Origin of the sequence: Paenibacillus sp. GP183 (assembly GCF_900104695.1) — a bacterium.
GTDB lineage: Bacteria > Bacillota > Bacilli > Paenibacillales > NBRC-103111 > Paenibacillus_AI.
Map to the genome: position 1 here is coordinate 1,081,930 of NZ_FNSW01000001.1, position 17,702 is coordinate 1,099,631.

Consider the following 17,702-nt stretch of genomic DNA (forward strand, 5'->3'; position numbering starts at 1 on the left):
CCATCCCTTTCAGCTCATTATAGAGCTATACGATATATTTCTCGGCTTTGATGACTCGCGCAGCAATTTCACGCTTTAAGTTAATGGTGTTGATCGGTGTACTGCGGCTTAGTTTTTTCAGAATGGAAAGCTGGGTGCGAAGCATATCTCCTTCTTCCATGGCCGACAAGGATTGCTTGGCAGCTGCTTCAATGCGGTCAAACGCTTCATGAATGTAAACAGAAGTCATTTGAATGGCGTTCTTCACCTTTTCTTCCCCTGCTTTATCTATGTGCTTCTGAGTTCGTAAGAGTGCGCTCTCCATTGCAAAAATTTCAATCATTATATCGGCCAAGTTGCTTAGAACCTCTTGCTGTTTCTCAAGCGTCAATCCATACTTTTGAACAGCCAGCCCGCCTGCCATCAGGAATATTTTCTTTGCCATGGCAACGAGATGAGTTTCTTCCTCCAGCGTTCCTTCAAAGGTTTGGCCTGGAACCAGGGAAAGCAGCTCGCCTTGCAGGGCTTGTGCCTTTTGCAGCAAGGCAAGTTCGCCTTTCATTGCTTTTTTCACCAGGGTTCCGGGAATCAGCAGACGGTTGATTTCATTGGTGCCTTCAAAAATCCGATTAATCCGCGAATCGCGATAAATGCGCTCGATTTTATACTCCTGAATGAACCCGTAACCGCCGTGAGTCTGCACGCCTTCATCTGCAACAAAATCCAGGCCTTCCGAGCAAAACACCTTGTTGATGGAGCATTCCAGCGCATATTCGGAAATTCCCTTCGCTGAATTTTTGCCGTATTCAGGACTCGACTGGTCGATATCCTTCAAAATGTTGTCGACCAGCCCGGACGTGCGGTACACCATACTTTCCATGACATAAGTTATGATATTCATTTCCGCCAGTTTTTTTCCTATCAGAGGAAAACTGGAGATCGGTGTTCCAAACTGTGTGCGCACATTGGCGTATTTGCTTGTAAGTTCAATCGCTTCCTTGGAAGCTCCGAGACACCCTGCAGCCAATTTAAAGCGCCCAATATTGAGAATGTTAAATGCTATGAGGTGGCCTTTACCCACTTCCCCAAGCAGGTTCTCCACGGGCACCTTCACATTTTCAAAAAAGAGCGGGCGTGTCGAGGAGCCTTTGATGCCCATTTTCTTCTCTTCAGGACCCATGGTGAAGCCAGGCAGATCCCGTTCAACGATAAATGCGCTGAAATCCGTTCCGTTCACTTTGGCGTAGACGATAAAAATATCGGCAAATCCGGCATTGGTGATGTACAGCTTGGAGCCGTTTAATTCATAGTGCTTGCCATCCTCGGACAGCTTGGCTGTGGTTTTGGCACCGAGCGCATCCGATCCGGAGGAAGGCTCCGTCAAGCAATAGGAGGCGATTTTGGCTGCGGATGCCAGATCGGGGAGGTACTTTTGCTTTTGCTCGGGAGTACCGAAGAAAACGATGGGCAGCGTTCCGATCCCCACATGTGCGCCGATGGATAGAGCAAAGGATGAAGCGCGAGCCAGTGATTCATTGATCAAGGTGGAGCTGACTTTGTCCAGGCCTAAACCCCCGTATTCTTCCGGAACATCCGAGCCGAGCAGACCTAGCTCCCCTGCCTTGCGCATCAATTTGACAGTAAGCTCGTAGTCCAGCTTTTCCAGATGTTCATCATTTGGAAGAACCTCTCCATTCACAAAATCGCGCGTCATCTCAGCGATCATTCGCTGTTCCTCGGTAAAATCCTCAGGCGTGGTGATCGTGCGATAATCTGTATCTTCGATGACAAAACTGCCGCCAATTACTTTATTGCCGTCAATTACTTTGTTTTCCGACATGTTAATCTCTCCTTTTATGATAAAGATGATGATGCCGCTCCATTAGACAGCGTGTACTTCAAAAACCCCTGCAGCTCCCATGCCGCCGCCGATACACATGCTGACGACGCCAAAACCGCCGCCTCGCTTCTGCAGCTCATAGATCAAGCTGGCGGACAGCTTCGCTCCCGTACATCCAAGCGGATGTCCCAGCGCAATCGCGCCTCCATTGACATTGACCTGATCCTCAGGAAGCCCGAGTTCACGAATGATATGCACACATTGCGAAGCGAAGGCTTCGTTGATTTCATAGAGGCTGACTTGATCCTGGGGGATGCCAGCCATCTGCAGTGCCTTGGGAATCGCCTTGACGGGGCCGACTCCCATGATTTCCGGCTCGACGCCGGCCAGCGCGAACGCGCGGAACGTCGCCAGCGGCTTCAGCCCGAGCGCCTCCGCTCGCTCGCGGCTCATGAGCACGGCGGCTGCGGCGCCGTCGCTCGTTTGCGACGCGTTCCCTGCGGTCACGGTGCCGCCCAGGGCAAACGCCGGACTGAGCTTCGCGAGTCCCTCCGGCGACGTATCCGTGCGCACACCTTCGTCAGTGTCGAAGGTGAACGTCTTCGAGAAGGCTTTGCCCTTCTCGTCCACACCCTTAATGCTCGTGCTGATCGGCACGATCTCGTCTTTGAACTTGCCCGCCGCAATCGCAGCGGCGGCCTTGCGATGACTGGACAGCGCAAAGCGGTCCTGGTCCTCGCGCGAGATGCCGAAACGCTTCGCGACGTTTTCGGCGGTATGCCCCATGCCGATGTACACCTCCGGCATGTCGGCCACGAGCTGCGGATGCGGCGAGAGCTTGAAGCCCGTCATCGGGACGTGGCTCATGCTCTCAACGCCTCCGGCGATCACCACCTCCGCGTGGCCGAGCATGATGCGCTCCGCAGCATATGCGATGGCTTGCAGCCCGGAGGAGCAGAAGCGATTGACGGTCACCGCAGGCACCGTCACCGGAAAGCCCGCATACAGCGACATGATGCGGGCGAAGTTAAGCCCTTGCTCGCCCTCTGGCATCGCGCAGCCGATGATGATGTCCTCGACGTCTTCCTTGGCGAGTCCGGGTGCGCGACGGATGACTTCCTCCAGCACGGTCTTGCCCAAATCCTCCGCCCGTGTCTGGGCGAGACTTCCTTTTTTCGCTTTCCCAACGGCCGTTCGGGCTATGGAAACTATGACTGCTTCTTTCATGGAGTTCACCTCTTCTTTATAGGATTAGTTACGCAAGGGTTTGCCTGTGGAAAGAATATGCTGCATCCGCTGCTGGGTTTTCACTTCACCGCAAAGGCTGAGGAACGCTTCACGCTCAAGATCCAGCATGTATTGCTCGGTTACCCAAGTTCCGGCAGGTACGTTTCCGCCGGCCAGGACATGAGCTAATTTATTGGCGATCAGTTGATCGTGCTCACTGATATAGCCGCCTTGCCTCATCGAGTATGCGCCTATTTGCATAACAGCTTTGCCATTCTCGCCGACAACGCGAATTTTCTCTATCGGCTGCGGCGTATAGCCTGCCTGATCCATTCGAAGCACGGATTGTTTGGCTTCATAAATCCGATGATCCTGATTCACAATCACAGCATCTTGCGGGCGCATATAGCCCAATCGCTTCACATCATGACCGCTCGTAGATACCTTGGCCATCCCTATGGTCTCAAAAATCTGATTGAGATACGGCTGCATATCTACATCCGGGTCCGTAATGAGGTTGCTCGTGCGCAGCGCCATTTCCTTGCAGCCGCCGCCTGCAGGGATCAGACCGACTCCAACCTCGACCAGACCAAAATACGTTTCTGCCGAGTACAATATTTGGTCGGCCGGCATACAAGCTTCCACCCCGCCGCCAAGCGTCATTCGATGTGGAGCCGCCACAACCGGCTTTTCCAATCGTTTCAGCTTCAGCATGGTATCCTGGAACATGCGGATAATGCTGTCCACTTCATCCCACTCGCCATCTTGAGCTTCCATCAACAACAGCATAAGATTAGCGCCCACGCAGAAATTCCGGCCTTCATTGGCAAGCACAAGTCCGCGATGGTTCTTTCTCACTTCTTCAACGCTTTGCTGAATCATCGTGAGAATATCCGCGCCGATGGCATTGTTCGGGGAATGGAATTCCAGACATGCCACACCATCGCCTAGATCAATCAAGCTTGCCCCGCTGTTGGAGCGGATCACTTTATTTTGCTGCTTCAGTGACTCTAAAGAAATCAACTCTTGGCGCGCTGCTAATCCCTTATATTCATTGCGCAAATAGTAAAAAGTGCTGCCTTCCCGATTCTGATAAAAGCTGGAGTTCCCGGCAGCGATCCAGTCTTTTACCCAAGCCGGTACGGTTAAACCTTCGCTTTCCATCCGTTCAACTGACCGTTTCAGACCGATAGCGTCCCAAGTCTCAAAAGGTCCCAAATCCCAGTTAAAGCCCCACTTCATGGCGTTATCGATATCGACGATCGAATCGGCTATCTCACCCAGCTTCTCAGCTGAATAAATAAAAACCTGCCTAAGCACATTCCATGCTAATTCCGAATAACGATCCGGTGTCGCAATCAGAGCTTTAAGCTTGTTAGCCACGCCTTTGGCCTGTTTGGAAGCTTCCAGCGAGGCGGAACTTACTTTACGGCTCTTCGCATATTCCATAGTTTGCAAATTCAGCGCCTGAATTTCTTTGCCTTCAGCTGTCTTCACTTTTTTATAAAAGCCTTGGCCCGTCTTCTCGCCGATCCAGCCTCTGCTCACCATATCGCTTAACACACCCGAAATTTCAAAAACGGACTTCTCCGCCTCATGGGTCACGTTGTCATACACATTCTGAGCCACATGCACAAAAGTATCCAAACCCACCAGATCCAGCGTACGGAACGTAGCGCTTTTCGGACGGCCAATAGCCGGCCCCGTTACGGCATCCACTTCCTCCACCGTGTAACCCTTTTCAGTCATCTCTTTCAAAGTAACCAGAAGTCCATAAGTGCCAATGCGATTAGCTATAAAATTAGGTGTATCCTTGGCGACCACGACACCCTTACCGAGTTTTTTCTCGCAAAAATCCGACATAAATCGGACGATTTCGGGATCCGTATGCTGACCTGGAATCACCTCCAGCAGCTTCATATAACGGGGAGGATTGAAAAAGTGGGTACCCAGAAAATATTTCTTAAACTCATCGCTGCATTCAGCCGACATGTCATTGATCGAAATGCCTGAAGTGTTCGAAGTGACAATCGTACCCGGCTTCCAAACTTGCTCAATTCGCTTTAACAAGCTGCGTTTGACCGGCAAATTTTCAACAACCACCTCGATAATCCAATCCACACCGCTCAGCTGGTCAAAATGATCCTCCAAATTGCCGGGTGTAATCCGTTCGGCAAAAGCTTCACTGTACAGCGGTGCAGGATTCGTTTTCTTCAGCTTGGCGATTGCCGATTCCGCCATGCGATTGCGCACTTTCGGATGCTCCAAGGTTAGGCCGGATGCTTCCTCTTGCGGTGTAAGATTCGATGGCAAAATGTCCAGCAGCAAGCATGGAATGCCTGCATTTGCCAAATGGGCGGCGATGCCGGAGCCCATCACTCCGGAGCCGATAACGGCTGCTTTTTTGATCATGGGATGATCCCCCCTAAATGAATTTTCAACATTTTTAAAATACTTTCTCACCCTAAAATCACATTCTCCCCCTAAATCCCCCAGAGGGGGACCCCAAGGGTAACGACCCCTGGACGTCTATTAAAACCATTGGTCAAGGAGATGCGCCTGAGTGCTCTAGCAGCTTTGTTTCTGGGAGCGCTTTGCGTCCGGTGCTTGACGGTGGCGGGGCTTACCGTAAAAAAACAAAAACTTAAGGCAAAGCCAAAACCAATCGGTTTAAAAACCAAAAGCAAACCAAAAAGCAGAACTATTCTTCGAAACCTGACTCGAACCATCAAACCAATTCGGCCTGTTTTACAGGCAAACCGAAGACGGAGAGCTCCAGGATTTCTGCGATGTCGAGGGCTTTGACGGAGTCTTCGACCTCCTTTAGTTTGGTGCCGTCTTCTACCATGGTTAGGCAGAAGGGGCAGGCTGAGCTGATCATGGTAGGGTTGACGGTTAGCAGCTGTTCGGTTCGGGCTAGATTGACCCGTTTGCCTGAGGTTTCTTCCATCCACATCATGCCACCTCCGGCTCCGCAGCACATGCCGTTTTCACGGGAACGCTCCTGCTCCACCAACTCAACTCCGGGGATGGCGCGGAGTACGTTACGCGGTTGGTCGTACACGTTATTGTAGCGACCCAGGTAGCAAGAATCGTGATACGTGATTCGCTCCTGCACTTCATATTGCGGCTGCAAGCGCCCTTCCCGGATCAAGCTATCCAGCAGCTCCGTGTGATGCAGGATCTCAGCTTCAAGCCCGAATTCCGGATACTCGTTCTTGAGTGTATTGAAAGTGTGCGGACAAGCCGTCACGATTTTCTTAACGCCATATTTCCGAAAGGTTTCAATGTTCTCCATGCACAGCTGCTGAAAAAGAAACTCGTTACCCATTCTTCTGGGGGTGTCGCCGGAATTTTTCTCCTCGTTGCCGAGTATGGCGAAGTTGACCTTAGCTTCGTTCATCAGACGAACCAGCGCTCGTGTGATTTTGCGGCTGCGATTGTCGTAAGAACCCATGGAGCCTACAAAGAATAAAATCTCAAAATCCGGATTTTCTTTTACCGTAGGCACGGAAAGCTCTCCATTCGGATCAACCTCCTGCACCCATTTGGCCCGGTCATTCCGGCTGATTCCCCAAGGGTTGCTCTGGCGCTCAATGTTTTGCAGTGCACGTTGTCCATCGTGCGGCATGCTTCCCTGAGTCAAAACCAGGTGCCTGCGCAGATCGATTATTTTATCAACATGCTCGTTGCCCACCGGACATTGATCTTCACAATTGCGGCAAGTGGTGCAGGACCAAATTTCTTCTTCAGTCATGACATCACCGATGAGAACGACGTCTTCGAGCTTTTTATCACTCAAATGCCAGGAGGCTTTTTGCGCTTTTAATGTTGGTTCTATATCAGTTATGGAGCCGCTGGTGAAAGTCGAGAGCTTTTCCGGCTCGAAGCTCATGGTATGAAATCCCCTTGGCGATCCTGCAAGTGCTGGCACCCACGGAGATTTTGAAGTGATTGATGAGCCTTTTTCCGTTAAGTGATCACGGAGCTTCGTAATGAGGTGCATGGGAGAAAGAATTTTGCCTGTATTCGTTGCCGGGCATACGTTCGTGCACCGTCCGCACTCCACACAGGAGTAAAAGTCCAGCATCTGCTTTTGCGTAAAATCTTCAATTTTGCCAACACCGAACTCTTCGGCATTCTCATCTTCTAGATCGAGCTTTGTCAGCCTGCCTACTGGTTCGGTTTTACGAAGCAATATATTCAGGGGTGCGGTAATAATATGAAAATGCTTCGACTGAGGCACATAGACCAAAAACGATAATAAAATCAGCAGGTGAATCCACCACGAAACATAGAAGCCCACGGTTGCGGCGTTATGGGATATTCCATTCAAACCGGCTGCAAAGAGCGATGATATCGGTGCCCAACCTGACGTTGGGAGCCCTTCTCGTATCCTTTCAAAGCTCAAGCTGAAAATAACGGAGAGCATCAAAAACGTAATGAAGAAAACGACGATACTGGGCTTCCAGCCTCTTTTCAGTCTTTTGAGCTTCTCCACATATCTGCGATAAGTCGCATAAACCATTGCTAGAACAATAAGCGCTGCGGTGAGCTCCTGGCTAAAACCGAAAGCCTCGTAACCTGGAATCGGCAGCCCCCTCCCGATCAAGCCTTTTAAAATCAAATCCAATGCTCCAAACTGCAATATAATGAAGCCGTAAAAAATAAGGATGTGCATGATTCCGCTTTTTTTGTCCTTGAGCAGCTTGGTTTGGCCAAATACCTGAATGAAAAACTCACGCAGCCGGGCCTTGATTTCTTTCGCCATATCAACAGGCTTGCCCAGTCGGATATACAGATAACGGTGGTAAATAACTCTGGCGAATAAATAAACGCCATATCCGGTCACCGCCAGGAATAGAACAAATTGAAGGATCGTCCCGGTCAAAACCATCAACTCCTTTATAGAAAAATTATATGAAATATTGTGCATGAAGCGCTTTCATTTAAATTGCTTTAAAAAGCATCGTTCATCTCTATAAAATCTATCCATGAATCATGCTTTGTTTTTGTAACCATGAAACCAACTTTCCTCGATCCAATTCTTTCTTGTCTTTACGAAGTCGTTGACATTACTTGGTCTATATTTTATGATGAGGTTAGAAAATGAATGAGCATTCATTCATCATTACCATCATTTTACCACCGAGGTGTTCCGATGACAAGTGCCAAAAAACAAGATAAGTACAATTCCATTCTTGAAGGCGCTCTCCAAGTATTTTCCGAGCATGGCTACCACCGCTCCCAGGTTTCTCGGATTGCCCGTGAAGCCGGTGTTGCCGACGGGACGATCTATCTTTATTTTAAGCGCAAGGAAGATATCCTTATCAGCTTGTTTCGTGAACAGCTCGGGAAACTGGTCGACAAATTTCATGCCAGCCTGGATGACAACATGAATGCGAAGGAGTCTCTTCGCAAGGTTTGTGAAATACATTATAAGGAGCTGGAGAGTAATGTTCCTCTGGCTTTCGTGACGCAAATCGAGCTGCGCCAAAGTGATCTGGAGCTGAGGAAAGAGATTGGAACTGCGTTTAAGCCCTATATCAAATTGATCGAAGGCATTCTGGAAAAGGGTATTCGCGAGCAAGTTTTCCGCGCCGATTTGGATGTCAAGCTGGTGCGTCTAATGCTCTTTGGCGCTATGGATGAAGTGGTCACTTCCTGGCTGATATCCGGGCAAAAGTATTCTTTATCCGCACAAGTGAATGGAACTGTAGATTTTTTTATGCGGGGGATCGGCAATTAATTTTATTCATTTTATTCCGGGAGGAGCTTACCTATGGACATTTTTGTACTATTGAAGCAAACCTTTGATACCGAAGAGAAGATCGTTATTGATGGAGGAGCCATTGTCGAAGAAGGAGTGAAATTCGTAATTAATCCTTATGATGAATATGCGGTGGAACAGGCCATTTTAATTCGCGACGAGTTAGGCGGAAAAGTTACCCTGCTCTCTGTTGGACCTGAACGCAGCAGCGAGGCTTTGCGTACGGCGCTGGCCATGGGAGCGGATGAAGCGGTTTTAATCTCGGATGATCGCATCCAGGGCGATGAATTTGAAGTTTCACAGATTCTGCATGCCTATCTATCCAAGCAGCCCTACGATCTCATTTTGAGCGGCAATTTTTCCGTGGATAATGGTGCTGGGCAGGTTGCCATCCGGCTTGCCAAGCAGCTTGGCATTCCTCATGCAGCTTCGATTACGAAGCTTGAGCTTACAAATGGAAAAGCACTTGTTCACCGTGACGCCGAGGGAGATCTGGAGATTATTGAGGTGCCGCTACCTGCTCTTTTCACTGCTCAACAAGGCTTAAATGAGCCGCGTTACCCTTCTCTGCCAGGTATCATGAAAGCCAAGAAAAAACCATTCCAACAGCTAAGTCTTGATGATCTTGGGCTCTCGGATTTACAAGCAAAGACGAGTCGAACGGAGCTCTCCCTGCCTCCCGCAAGAAAAGCCGGCAGGATCTTGAAAGGCGATATCGCCGATCAAGTCAAGGTTCTGGTTCAATTGCTGCGCGATGAAGCGAAAGCTATCTAAGAGGAGGCAAATTCTATGGCAAAAACATTTCTGGTAGTGGCGGAAACTCGCGGCGGAAAGCTGCGTCAAGTTTCTTTCGAGGCGATTCAAGCTGCGAAGCTGTCTTCCGATGCAGATGACCAAGTCGCTGCATTACTTATAGGTTCGAATATTTCGGCATTGGCTAATGAATTGGCCGCCTACGGAGCTAATCCCATCTATGTGATGGATCATGCAGAGCTTGCCTCTTACCATCCCGATGCCTATTTGAAAGCGGTTGATAAAGTCATCGAAACCTTGAACCCTCACGCTGTCTTCTTTGGCCATACCTCCGTTGGGCGGGATTTGGCTCCGCTAGTTGCCTCAGCCTTGCAAGCGGGGCAAATATCCGATGTGACCGCTATCGAAAACAGCGGCGGTCAAGTGATGTTTACCCGTCCTTTGTATGCGGGTAAAGCGATTGAGAAAAAGGCGTTCACAGAAGCGCCTTGGATCGTGACCATTCGCCAGAATAATATCGCAGCGGGCGAAGCCGATCCTAGCCGTCAAGCCAACCTTGTCGAGGTGGCTTATCCTTCCACCGACCTCCGTTCGATCATCAAGGAGGTTGTGAAAAAGACGTCCGGCAAGATCGACCTCAGCGAAGCCAAGGTCATCATCTCGGGCGGACGCGGGGTGCGCAGCGCCGATGGCTTTCAGCCGCTCGAAGAGCTGGCTGCCGTACTCGGCGGCGCTGTCGGGGCTTCCCGCGGAGCATGCGACGCGGGGTATTGCGACTACGCGATGCAGATCGGCCAGACCGGCAAGGTCGTGACGCCGGAGATATACATCGCGTGCGGCATCAGCGGCGCCATCCAGCATCTCGCGGGGATGAGCGGCTCGCGCGTCATCATCGCGATCAACAAGGACGCGGAGGCGCCGATCTTCAAGGTCGCCGACTACGGCATCGTCGGCGATTTGTTCGAGGTCGTGCCGCTGCTGACCGAGGAGTTCCGGAGAGTCCTTTAACACAAACAAACCCAACCCTTCTGTATGAATGGGTTGGGTTTGTTTGCTCTTGCTCGAATGGGTTGAGTTTTTGTTGCAAGCATGAAAAACATCCTTGCACAGCCCGTTTCTATTTTGCCGAACGCTACAAGGCTGAAAAACATTCTTTCATCAGTGTTTGAGCGTGATCTCGTCCTATTCAGCCACTGAAAGATTGAAAAACATCGTTCCAGAACGGAGCCTTGCTGCTTATTCTCTTACAAGAATGTTTTGCATTCTTCCAGCACGAGTAGCCTCTACGCCCGCACCCTCATTTCAAGCCAGGCAAGCAAGTCACTCATCACTTCTTCACGGTTCAGTTCATTCAGCATTTCATGCCGGCCTTCCGGATACAATGTGCTGCTGACCTGATTGAGACCGAGCTCATGATACTTCCGGAGTAGCTGTCTGACACCTCTGCCCATACCGCCTACAGGGTCCATTTCACCTGAGAATACATAGATGGGCAGATTCTTGGGGATTTTCCGCATATTCTCATCCAGATGAATCTCCTGCAGCCCTTTAAAGAAATCACGGAAAAAGCTTGCTGTAAAAACAGCGCCGCAATAGGGATTGTTGAGGTAAGCATCAACCTCGGCCGTATCTCTGCTGAGCCAATCAAAATTGCTGCGAGATGGACGAAAGGCTTTATCATATGCACCAAATGTCAGGCTGTTCAGAAGCTTGCTCCGGTAATTCTCGCCTCTAAGCTTAGCTTCGAAAGCAGCAATCTTGGCACCAAAACCGAGTGCTGAGCTTGGCTTCCCATTGGAGCCGGAAAGAATAATTCCGCTGACTTTGCCCGGAAATCGATACATATATTGCTGGGTTAAAAACGATCCCATACTGTGCCCCAGCAAAAAGATCGGCAGTCCGCTGTGTGCTTGACTAATTCGATCTGTCAGCTCAGCCATATCTTTGACCATCCGATTAAAGCTGTCCGGTCCCAGCTTACCCACTTTATCGATGGCTCCAGCCGTTTTTCCATGTCCCCGGTGATCATTGGCTATGACAATATATCCATGATTGGTCAAGGTTTGGGCTAACCGTTCGTAGCGTTCCGCGGTTTCTGCCATGCCGTGCGAAATTTGTACGACAGCTTTCGGTTTCTCAAACTCGGGCTGCCATTCATACGTATAAATGTGGACCCCTTCAGAATCCTCCCATGTATGATGCTTCGCTTTCATATGCATTCCTCCGGTTCCCTCTGTGTCAGATGCTTTTCTTGATTGTATACGGTTCCTTGTCAATAAACAACAAAAAAACCGCTTCTCTCTGCATCAAGATCGCAGGGATAACGGCTTTCGGGTACGATTGCATCACTTTAAAGTGGGTTGAATTTCCTTTTGCTTTTTTGAAGATGATTTTTCGGCTTGGGAGGAGCCTTCAAACCGCTTTCTTTCAGTGCGGTCAATCTGCGCGATTTTTCCGTCATGGACCACAATCTGTACCATTCCATACTCCAGTCCGTTTAAAATCTGCTTGATACGATCCACCCATACTTCATCTATGATAAGCGGCTTCGCCATGGTGTGCCCTTCCTTTCTAAATTGGGATTAGATATAAATGGGCTGCGGGTCGAACTTCAGTGAATTCTCCATCATTTGTGTGCTTTCCGAATTATATTTATAAAGGCGATGAATCAGGACAGACACTTGATCTCCGGGTTTGAGTGTTTCCTGCTCGAGTGAGCGATAGGCGAACAAGCGGTAAGTGCCGATCTCAACCTCAACCTGCCAGTTAGTGCCGCGGAAAAATACGTTACGCACGATTCCATGCTCGGCTGCGGACTGAAAAGAAATCTCTTTATCCAAGCCAATATCGATAAATTCTGGACGAATTATAGCTTTTGCTTGCTGCAGGCCATCTGAAAAGCCCTTTAATTGCGAGATGTCTTCCAGTAGATTCGACTCACCTATGAATCCTGCGACAAAAGGGGTTTCCGGATTTTTATAAATCTCATAAGGTGAGCCCTTTTGCTCCAGTCGACCCTGGTTAATAATCATGATTTCATCGGCTACCTCGACGGCTTCCTCCTGATCGTGCGTCACGAAGATTGTGGTGATCCCCACACGGTTGATCATCTCGCGAAGCCAGCTTCGCAGCTCCTTGCGCACTTTGGCGTCAATTGCTGCGAACGGCTCATCCAGCAGAAGCAGCTGAGGCTCAGGGGCTAATGCCCTGGCAAAGGCCACACGCTGACGCTGTCCGCCGGACAATTGGTTGGGAAGACGGTTTTCCAATCCTTTCAGACCGGTTAATTCCAGCAACTCTGTAACCCGGTTCTTGATTTCTGTTTTACTTTTCTTCTTCACCTGCAGGCCAAAGGCAATGTTCTCAAACACGGTCATATGCCGAAAAAGCGCATAGTTCTGAAATACAAAGCCGATATGGCGGTCCTGCGGCAATAGTTCATTAACTCTTTGTCCATGAAAGTAAATGTCTCCCGAATCGGGTTGTTCCAGTCCGGCCAACATGCGAAGAATCGTAGTCTTGCCTCCGCCGCTGGGACCCAGGAAGCCGATCAGCTTTCCTTTTTCAATTTCAAAGCTGACTTCTTTAGCCGCTTCAAATGCGCCAAAGCTTTTTTTCAATTGCTTCACGGATATATGCATGTTCTTATTCCCCGCTTTCTCCTAGAACTTGTTTACCGTCTTGGTTAAATTTCCATTCGGCCAGGCTTTTCACAATCAGAGTCACCACAGCAAGCAGCACCAATAAGGAAGCGACCGCAAAAGCAGAATTATACTGATATTCGTTATACAGAATCTGAATATGCAGCGGCATCGTATTCGTAGAGCCGCGGATATGACCGGAAACAACCGATACAGCTCCAAATTCGCCCATAGCCCTTGCGTTGCTTAGAATGACCCCGTACAAAAGCCCCCATTTGATATTGGGAATTGTAACCTTCCAGAAAATACGCCAGCCTTTTGCGCCTAAAGTGGCCGCGGCTTCTTCTTCCAGTGTACCTTGAGCCTGCATGAGAGGTATCAACTCTCTGGCTACAAAGGGAAAGGTCACGAATATGGTCGCCAGCACAATAGCCGGCAAGGAAAAGAGAATTTTGATATCGTGAGCTTGCAGCCAGGTGCCGAACCAGCCCTGAGCCCCAAACAACAGGACTAACATCAAACCGGCGATGACCGGAGAAATAGCAAACGGCAAATCGATCAGCGTGATCAATACATTTTTGCCGCGAAATTTGAATTTGGTAATCGCCCATGCAGCGGCCAATCCGAATATCAAATTCAGAGGAACTGCTATCGCTGCGGTTTTCAATGTCAATTGAATAGCCGCGACAGCATCCGATTCTTTTAGAGCAGCGAAATATAAATCACTGCCTTTTCTAAATGCTTCGACAAACACGCTGATGATCGGAAGTATAAGGATGAGAAATAAAAACAGTATGGCTACTGCAATTAAAATCCATTTTACTGCAGCAGGTTCAGAAATATGGGCAGGTCGAACGGTAACTTTGGCCATGGATGCGTCCCCCTATTCCATCAACAGACGGCGGTTAGCCCGCCACTGCAAATAATTTGTAATAAGCAGCAGTACAAACGAGATAATCAGCATAATGACAGCTATGGCCGTCGCGCCTTGATAATCATATTGCTCCAGCTTGGTCATGATAAGCAGCGGAGCAATCTCCGTCTTCATCGGCATATTCCCGGATATAAATACGACAGAGCCATACTCGCCGACCGCCCTTGCAAAAGCTAATGTAGCTCCGGTTATCAGGGCAGGAAACACTTCCGGGAGCAGGATCCGGAAAAAAGTACGCATCCGGTGTGCTCCCAAGCTAACTGCTGCTTCTTCCAGCTCTTTATCCAGCTCTTCCAAAACCGGCTGCACCGTTCTTACGACAAAAGGAATGCCAATAAAGGTAAGAGCTATCACAATGCCAAGAGGAGAATAAGCAGCCTTTATCCCTAGCGGCTCCAGGATTTTACCAATCCAGCCATTCTGGGAATAAAGTGTCGTTAACGCAATACCCGCAACAGCTGTCGGCAAGGCAAATGGCATGTCGACAATCGCATCGAGGAGCTTTCTACCCGGAAATTGATAGCGTATCAGCACCCAAGCTACAATAAAGCCAAAAAACGCATTGACAATCGCAGCTACGAAGGATGCTCCAAAGCTTAGTTGAAGCGAAGCGACTACACGATCATCCGTAGCAATAGCCCAAAATTTCTCCCAACTGAGCCCTGCCGTTCTGGCGAATAATGCCACAATCGGAATTAAAACAATGAGACTTAGGTATAAGAGCGTATAGCCTAGCGAAATCCCGAAGCCGGGTAGAATGCTGCGCTCTTTCCATGCTTTTGCCATGTTACATTGCTCCTTGGTCGTTCAATTTATCGTGTGCCGGCTTTTGTCGCCTTGCACCTTAGCGTTTATCTTAACTTACTTGGATGGTTTATAGATTTGATCAAATATGCCGCCGTCATTAAAATGTTTCGCTTGGGTCTTCGTCCAACCGCCGAATTCAGGATCATCAATCTTGGCCAGCTGGATGGCAGGAAATTTATCCTTGAATTTTGCAGCTACGGATTCAAGACGCGGACGGTAGAAGTTCTCGGCTGCAATCGTTTGGCCTTCTTCCGTGTACAAATACTTCAGATAGGCTTCGGCAACATCTCTGGTTCCCTTTTTATCGACAGTCTTATCCACAACCGCTACTGGCGGTTCAGCTAATATACTGATGGATGGATTGACGATTTGGTATTTATCGCTTCCGAATTCCTTTAGTGACAAGTAAGCTTCATTTTCCCAAGCAAGCAGCACATCGCCGATGCCTCTTTGTACAAAGGTGTTAGTAGAATCACGGGCTCCCGAATCCAGTACAGGAACGTTTTTGAACAGGCTGGCAATAAATTCCTTGGCTTTGGCTTCATCATTATTGTTATTCTTAAGCGCATATTCCCATGCCGCCAAGTAGTTCCAACGCGCTCCGCCAGATGTTTTCGGATTTGGTGTAATTACCTGAATGCCTGGTTTGATAAGATCATTCCAGTCTTTAATTCCTTTGGGATTGCCTTTGCGTACGAGGAACACAATAGTAGAAGTGTAAGGTGTACTGTTGTCCTTCAATTTCTGCTGCCAGCCAGAATTGATGAAGCCTTTTGCTTGAATGGCATCAATGTCGGCAGCGAGAGCCAGTGTCACTACATCAGCTTCCAGGCCGTCAATAACGGATCTTGCTTGTTTACCGGAACCGCCATGCGATTGCTTGAAAGTCACTTTTTGTCCGGTAGTGGCAAGCCAGTTTTTTGCGAAAGCTTCATTGAATTTCACATAAAGCTCTCGAGTAGGATCATAAGACACGTTTAAGAGTTCAACGCTGGGCTTTGCCGCTTTGGCCGTTCCGCCAGCTGCATTGCTGGCTGCTGCCGTTGCGGAGGGATTTGTTTCTGCTTTGGAACCGCAAGCCGTAATCCCTACAAGGGAGGTAACTACTAATAATAACAAGCCGGTATTTTTGAACTTTTTCCACGATTGTTTAAGCTGGTAAGACATTTGAATACCCCTCTCCACGTTTGAACATTCTTTTTTTACATTATAATTAGCTTACCCTTTTTCAAGGTTTTGGCATCTCCTGAGGTCTGGTGGATAAATAAATAATTCCGATAAGATTACTAAGTTTTATTTATAAATCATATTAGCATCGCGCCTAATATGTGTCAATCCATTTTTAAAACTATAAAAGTCAATTTACAGATGAAATCTTGCTATCTTATTTGTTGGCACTTATCAAAAGCTCCATTGAGATTTATACTTATTCATGGAGGGATGTACATGGACTACCAAACTTTTGAGGCTGTATATCAGGCAATTGTAAACCACGATACGAAATATGATGGAAAATACTATACAGGTGTTAAGACAACAGGTATCTTTTGCAGGCCTTCCTGCCGATCACGAACCCCAAAGCGGGAAAATATTGAGCTGTATTCCTCCAGGGAAGCAGCGGCCAAAGCTGGATTCCGCGCATGCAAAAGATGCAGGCCCGACCACCCGAACCCAATGGGACCTGACGAGGACCTGTCTGAGCGTGTCCTTGCTTATACGGAAGCCCATTACGCTAAGCCCCTTACACTAAGCGAAATTGCCTCACACATGAATATCAGCCCTTTTCACATGCAGCGCGTGTTCAAAAGAGTCAAGGGCTTCACTCCAGCCGAACAGTTAACTCGGATCAGACTGAATAATGCCACAAAAATGCTTGCCCAAGTGGAACCAACCATCGAACAAATTGCCGAACGGGTCGGGTTTCGCAATCCGTCCCATTTCTCTTCCGTCTTTAAACGGGCTACAGGCGTCAGCCCCTCCGATTACCGCAAAAAACTTGCAAATGGAGATGATATAGAGTGAATCAATGTGTATATTGGGATCAATTTATGCCAGACAACTTTCAAGGAAAGCCATTTCACCTTGCTGCAACCTCCAAAGGCTTATGCCGCGTGATGTGGCCTAGTGAGAGCTTCGAAGATTTACAAGTATGGGCGGATAAATATCTCCCCGGGTATGCTTTAATTCATGAGCCGTCAATGCTGTCTAATTACGCTGAGCAGATTCGGGAGTACTTTGCAGGGCAGCGAAAAAGCTTTGATTTTCCTTTGGACATGCAGGGAACAGAGTTTCAAAAGCAGGTTTGGCAAGCGCTGACCCATATCCCATACGGATCAACCCGATCTTACTCGGAAATTGCCGACGCGATCAATCGCCCCAAAGCGGTTAGAGCGGTTGGCACAGCCAACAGTGTGAATCCGATATCACTCGTTGTTCCCTGTCATCGTGTGATTGGCAAAAATTCAACACTAACGGGTTTTAGAGGCGGTCTAGCCATGAAGGAGACCTTGCTGCAGCTTGAGGGATTTGATGCGTATGTAAACAAGGGGCATGAACGATACCAATTTTAAAAGTGAGAGCAAAATGGCAGGTAACCGGTGAGTCTTGCATAGGTCAGATGAAACTTTATTTTGAGAAGACGTATTTTACTGCTTATCGCGGGGGTTTACAGTTTGTCATTGACCCTTTATTCTCTATAATAAAAAAATCCGTCGGTAAACGAGGCCACTGAAAAAGTCCTTTATACAGAAA

The 17,702-nt window shown here is 48.6% G+C and carries 15 protein-coding genes; 5 read left to right on the forward strand and 10 right to left on the reverse strand.

Annotation, left to right across the window (positions count from 1 at the left end):
• Positions 1-25 precede the first annotated feature (25 nt).
• The 4 genes from BLV33_RS05320 to BLV33_RS05335 all read right to left on the reverse strand — a co-directional run bounded on the left by BLV33_RS05320 (position 26) and on the right by BLV33_RS05335 (position 7,943).
• Complete coding sequence (locus BLV33_RS05320) at positions 26-1,819, reverse strand: acyl-CoA dehydrogenase family protein (RefSeq protein ID WP_090788960.1); 1,794 nt, start codon at positions 1,817-1,819, stop codon at positions 26-28.
• Between the two features lie 42 nt (positions 1,820-1,861).
• The gene (locus BLV33_RS05325) at positions 1,862-3,046 is read right to left on the reverse strand and encodes an acetyl-CoA C-acyltransferase (protein ID WP_090788962.1); all 1,185 of its coding nucleotides are present in this window, start codon (positions 3,044-3,046) and stop codon (positions 1,862-1,864) included.
• Between the two features lie 24 nt (positions 3,047-3,070).
• Positions 3,071-5,458: a 3-hydroxyacyl-CoA dehydrogenase/enoyl-CoA hydratase family protein gene (locus tag BLV33_RS05330; RefSeq protein ID WP_090788964.1), complete on the reverse strand. Its 2,388-nt coding sequence runs from the start codon at positions 5,456-5,458 to the stop codon at positions 3,071-3,073.
• Positions 5,459-5,774: 316 nt separating this feature from the next.
• Positions 5,775-7,943, reverse strand: coding sequence for a (Fe-S)-binding protein (locus BLV33_RS05335; RefSeq protein WP_090788965.1), 2,169 nt, complete (start codon positions 7,941-7,943; stop codon positions 5,775-5,777).
• A gap of 264 nt (positions 7,944-8,207) precedes the next feature.
• On the opposite strand from BLV33_RS05335, the gene BLV33_RS05340 reads away from it, so the two are divergent.
• The 3 genes from BLV33_RS05340 to BLV33_RS05350 are packed head-to-tail and all read left to right on the forward strand — an operon-like array spanning position 8,208 to position 10,577.
• Positions 8,208-8,795, forward strand: coding sequence for a TetR/AcrR family transcriptional regulator (locus tag BLV33_RS05340; RefSeq protein WP_090788967.1), 588 nt, complete (start codon positions 8,208-8,210; stop codon positions 8,793-8,795).
• A gap of 33 nt (positions 8,796-8,828) precedes the next feature.
• Positions 8,829-9,590 carry an electron transfer flavoprotein subunit beta/FixA family protein gene (locus BLV33_RS05345; RefSeq protein ID WP_090788969.1) on the forward strand — a complete coding sequence of 254 codons (762 nt, stop codon included), beginning with the start codon at positions 8,829-8,831 and terminating at the stop codon, positions 9,588-9,590.
• 15 nt (positions 9,591-9,605) lie between these two features.
• A complete protein-coding gene (locus tag BLV33_RS05350; protein ID WP_090788971.1) occupies positions 9,606-10,577 on the forward strand; it encodes an electron transfer flavoprotein subunit alpha/FixB family protein in 972 nt (323 codons plus the stop codon).
• Between the two features lie 275 nt (positions 10,578-10,852).
• On the opposite strand, the gene BLV33_RS05355 is transcribed toward BLV33_RS05350, so the two are convergent.
• The 6 genes from BLV33_RS05355 to BLV33_RS05380 all read right to left on the reverse strand — a co-directional run bounded on the left by BLV33_RS05355 (position 10,853) and on the right by BLV33_RS05380 (position 16,118).
• Entirely contained in the window at positions 10,853-11,782 is a 930-nt protein-coding gene (locus BLV33_RS05355; protein ID WP_090788973.1) for an alpha/beta hydrolase, read from the reverse strand.
• A gap of 132 nt (positions 11,783-11,914) precedes the next feature.
• The gene (locus tag BLV33_RS05360; protein ID WP_090788974.1) at positions 11,915-12,124 is read right to left on the reverse strand and encodes a YezD family protein; all 210 of its coding nucleotides are present in this window, start codon (positions 12,122-12,124) and stop codon (positions 11,915-11,917) included.
• Between the two features lie 27 nt (positions 12,125-12,151).
• Positions 12,152-13,210 (reverse strand): sulfate/molybdate ABC transporter ATP-binding protein, encoded by a 1,059-nt coding sequence (gene cysA / locus BLV33_RS05365; RefSeq protein ID WP_090788976.1) that lies wholly within the window; start codon positions 13,208-13,210, stop codon positions 12,152-12,154.
• Between the two features lie 4 nt (positions 13,211-13,214).
• Entirely contained in the window at positions 13,215-14,081 is an 867-nt protein-coding gene (cysW, locus tag BLV33_RS05370; RefSeq protein ID WP_090788978.1) for a sulfate ABC transporter permease subunit CysW, read from the reverse strand.
• A gap of 12 nt (positions 14,082-14,093) precedes the next feature.
• Complete coding sequence (cysT, locus tag BLV33_RS05375) at positions 14,094-14,930, reverse strand: sulfate ABC transporter permease subunit CysT (protein WP_090788980.1); 837 nt, start codon at positions 14,928-14,930, stop codon at positions 14,094-14,096.
• 75 nt (positions 14,931-15,005) lie between these two features.
• Entirely contained in the window at positions 15,006-16,118 is a 1,113-nt protein-coding gene (locus BLV33_RS05380; protein ID WP_090788982.1) for a sulfate ABC transporter substrate-binding protein, read from the reverse strand.
• A gap of 279 nt (positions 16,119-16,397) precedes the next feature.
• Here BLV33_RS05380 and BLV33_RS05385 point away from each other — a divergent pair, with 279 nt between their 5' ends.
• Positions 16,398-16,973 (forward strand): bifunctional transcriptional activator/DNA repair enzyme AdaA, encoded by a 576-nt coding sequence (locus BLV33_RS05385; protein ID WP_090788984.1) that lies wholly within the window; start codon positions 16,398-16,400, stop codon positions 16,971-16,973.
• The gene (locus tag BLV33_RS05390; RefSeq protein WP_366414710.1) at positions 16,970-17,521 is read left to right on the forward strand and encodes a methylated-DNA--[protein]-cysteine S-methyltransferase; all 552 of its coding nucleotides are present in this window, start codon (positions 16,970-16,972) and stop codon (positions 17,519-17,521) included. The genes BLV33_RS05385 and BLV33_RS05390 overlap by 4 nt, the downstream gene beginning before the upstream one ends.
• Positions 17,522-17,702: the final 181 nt, after the last annotated feature.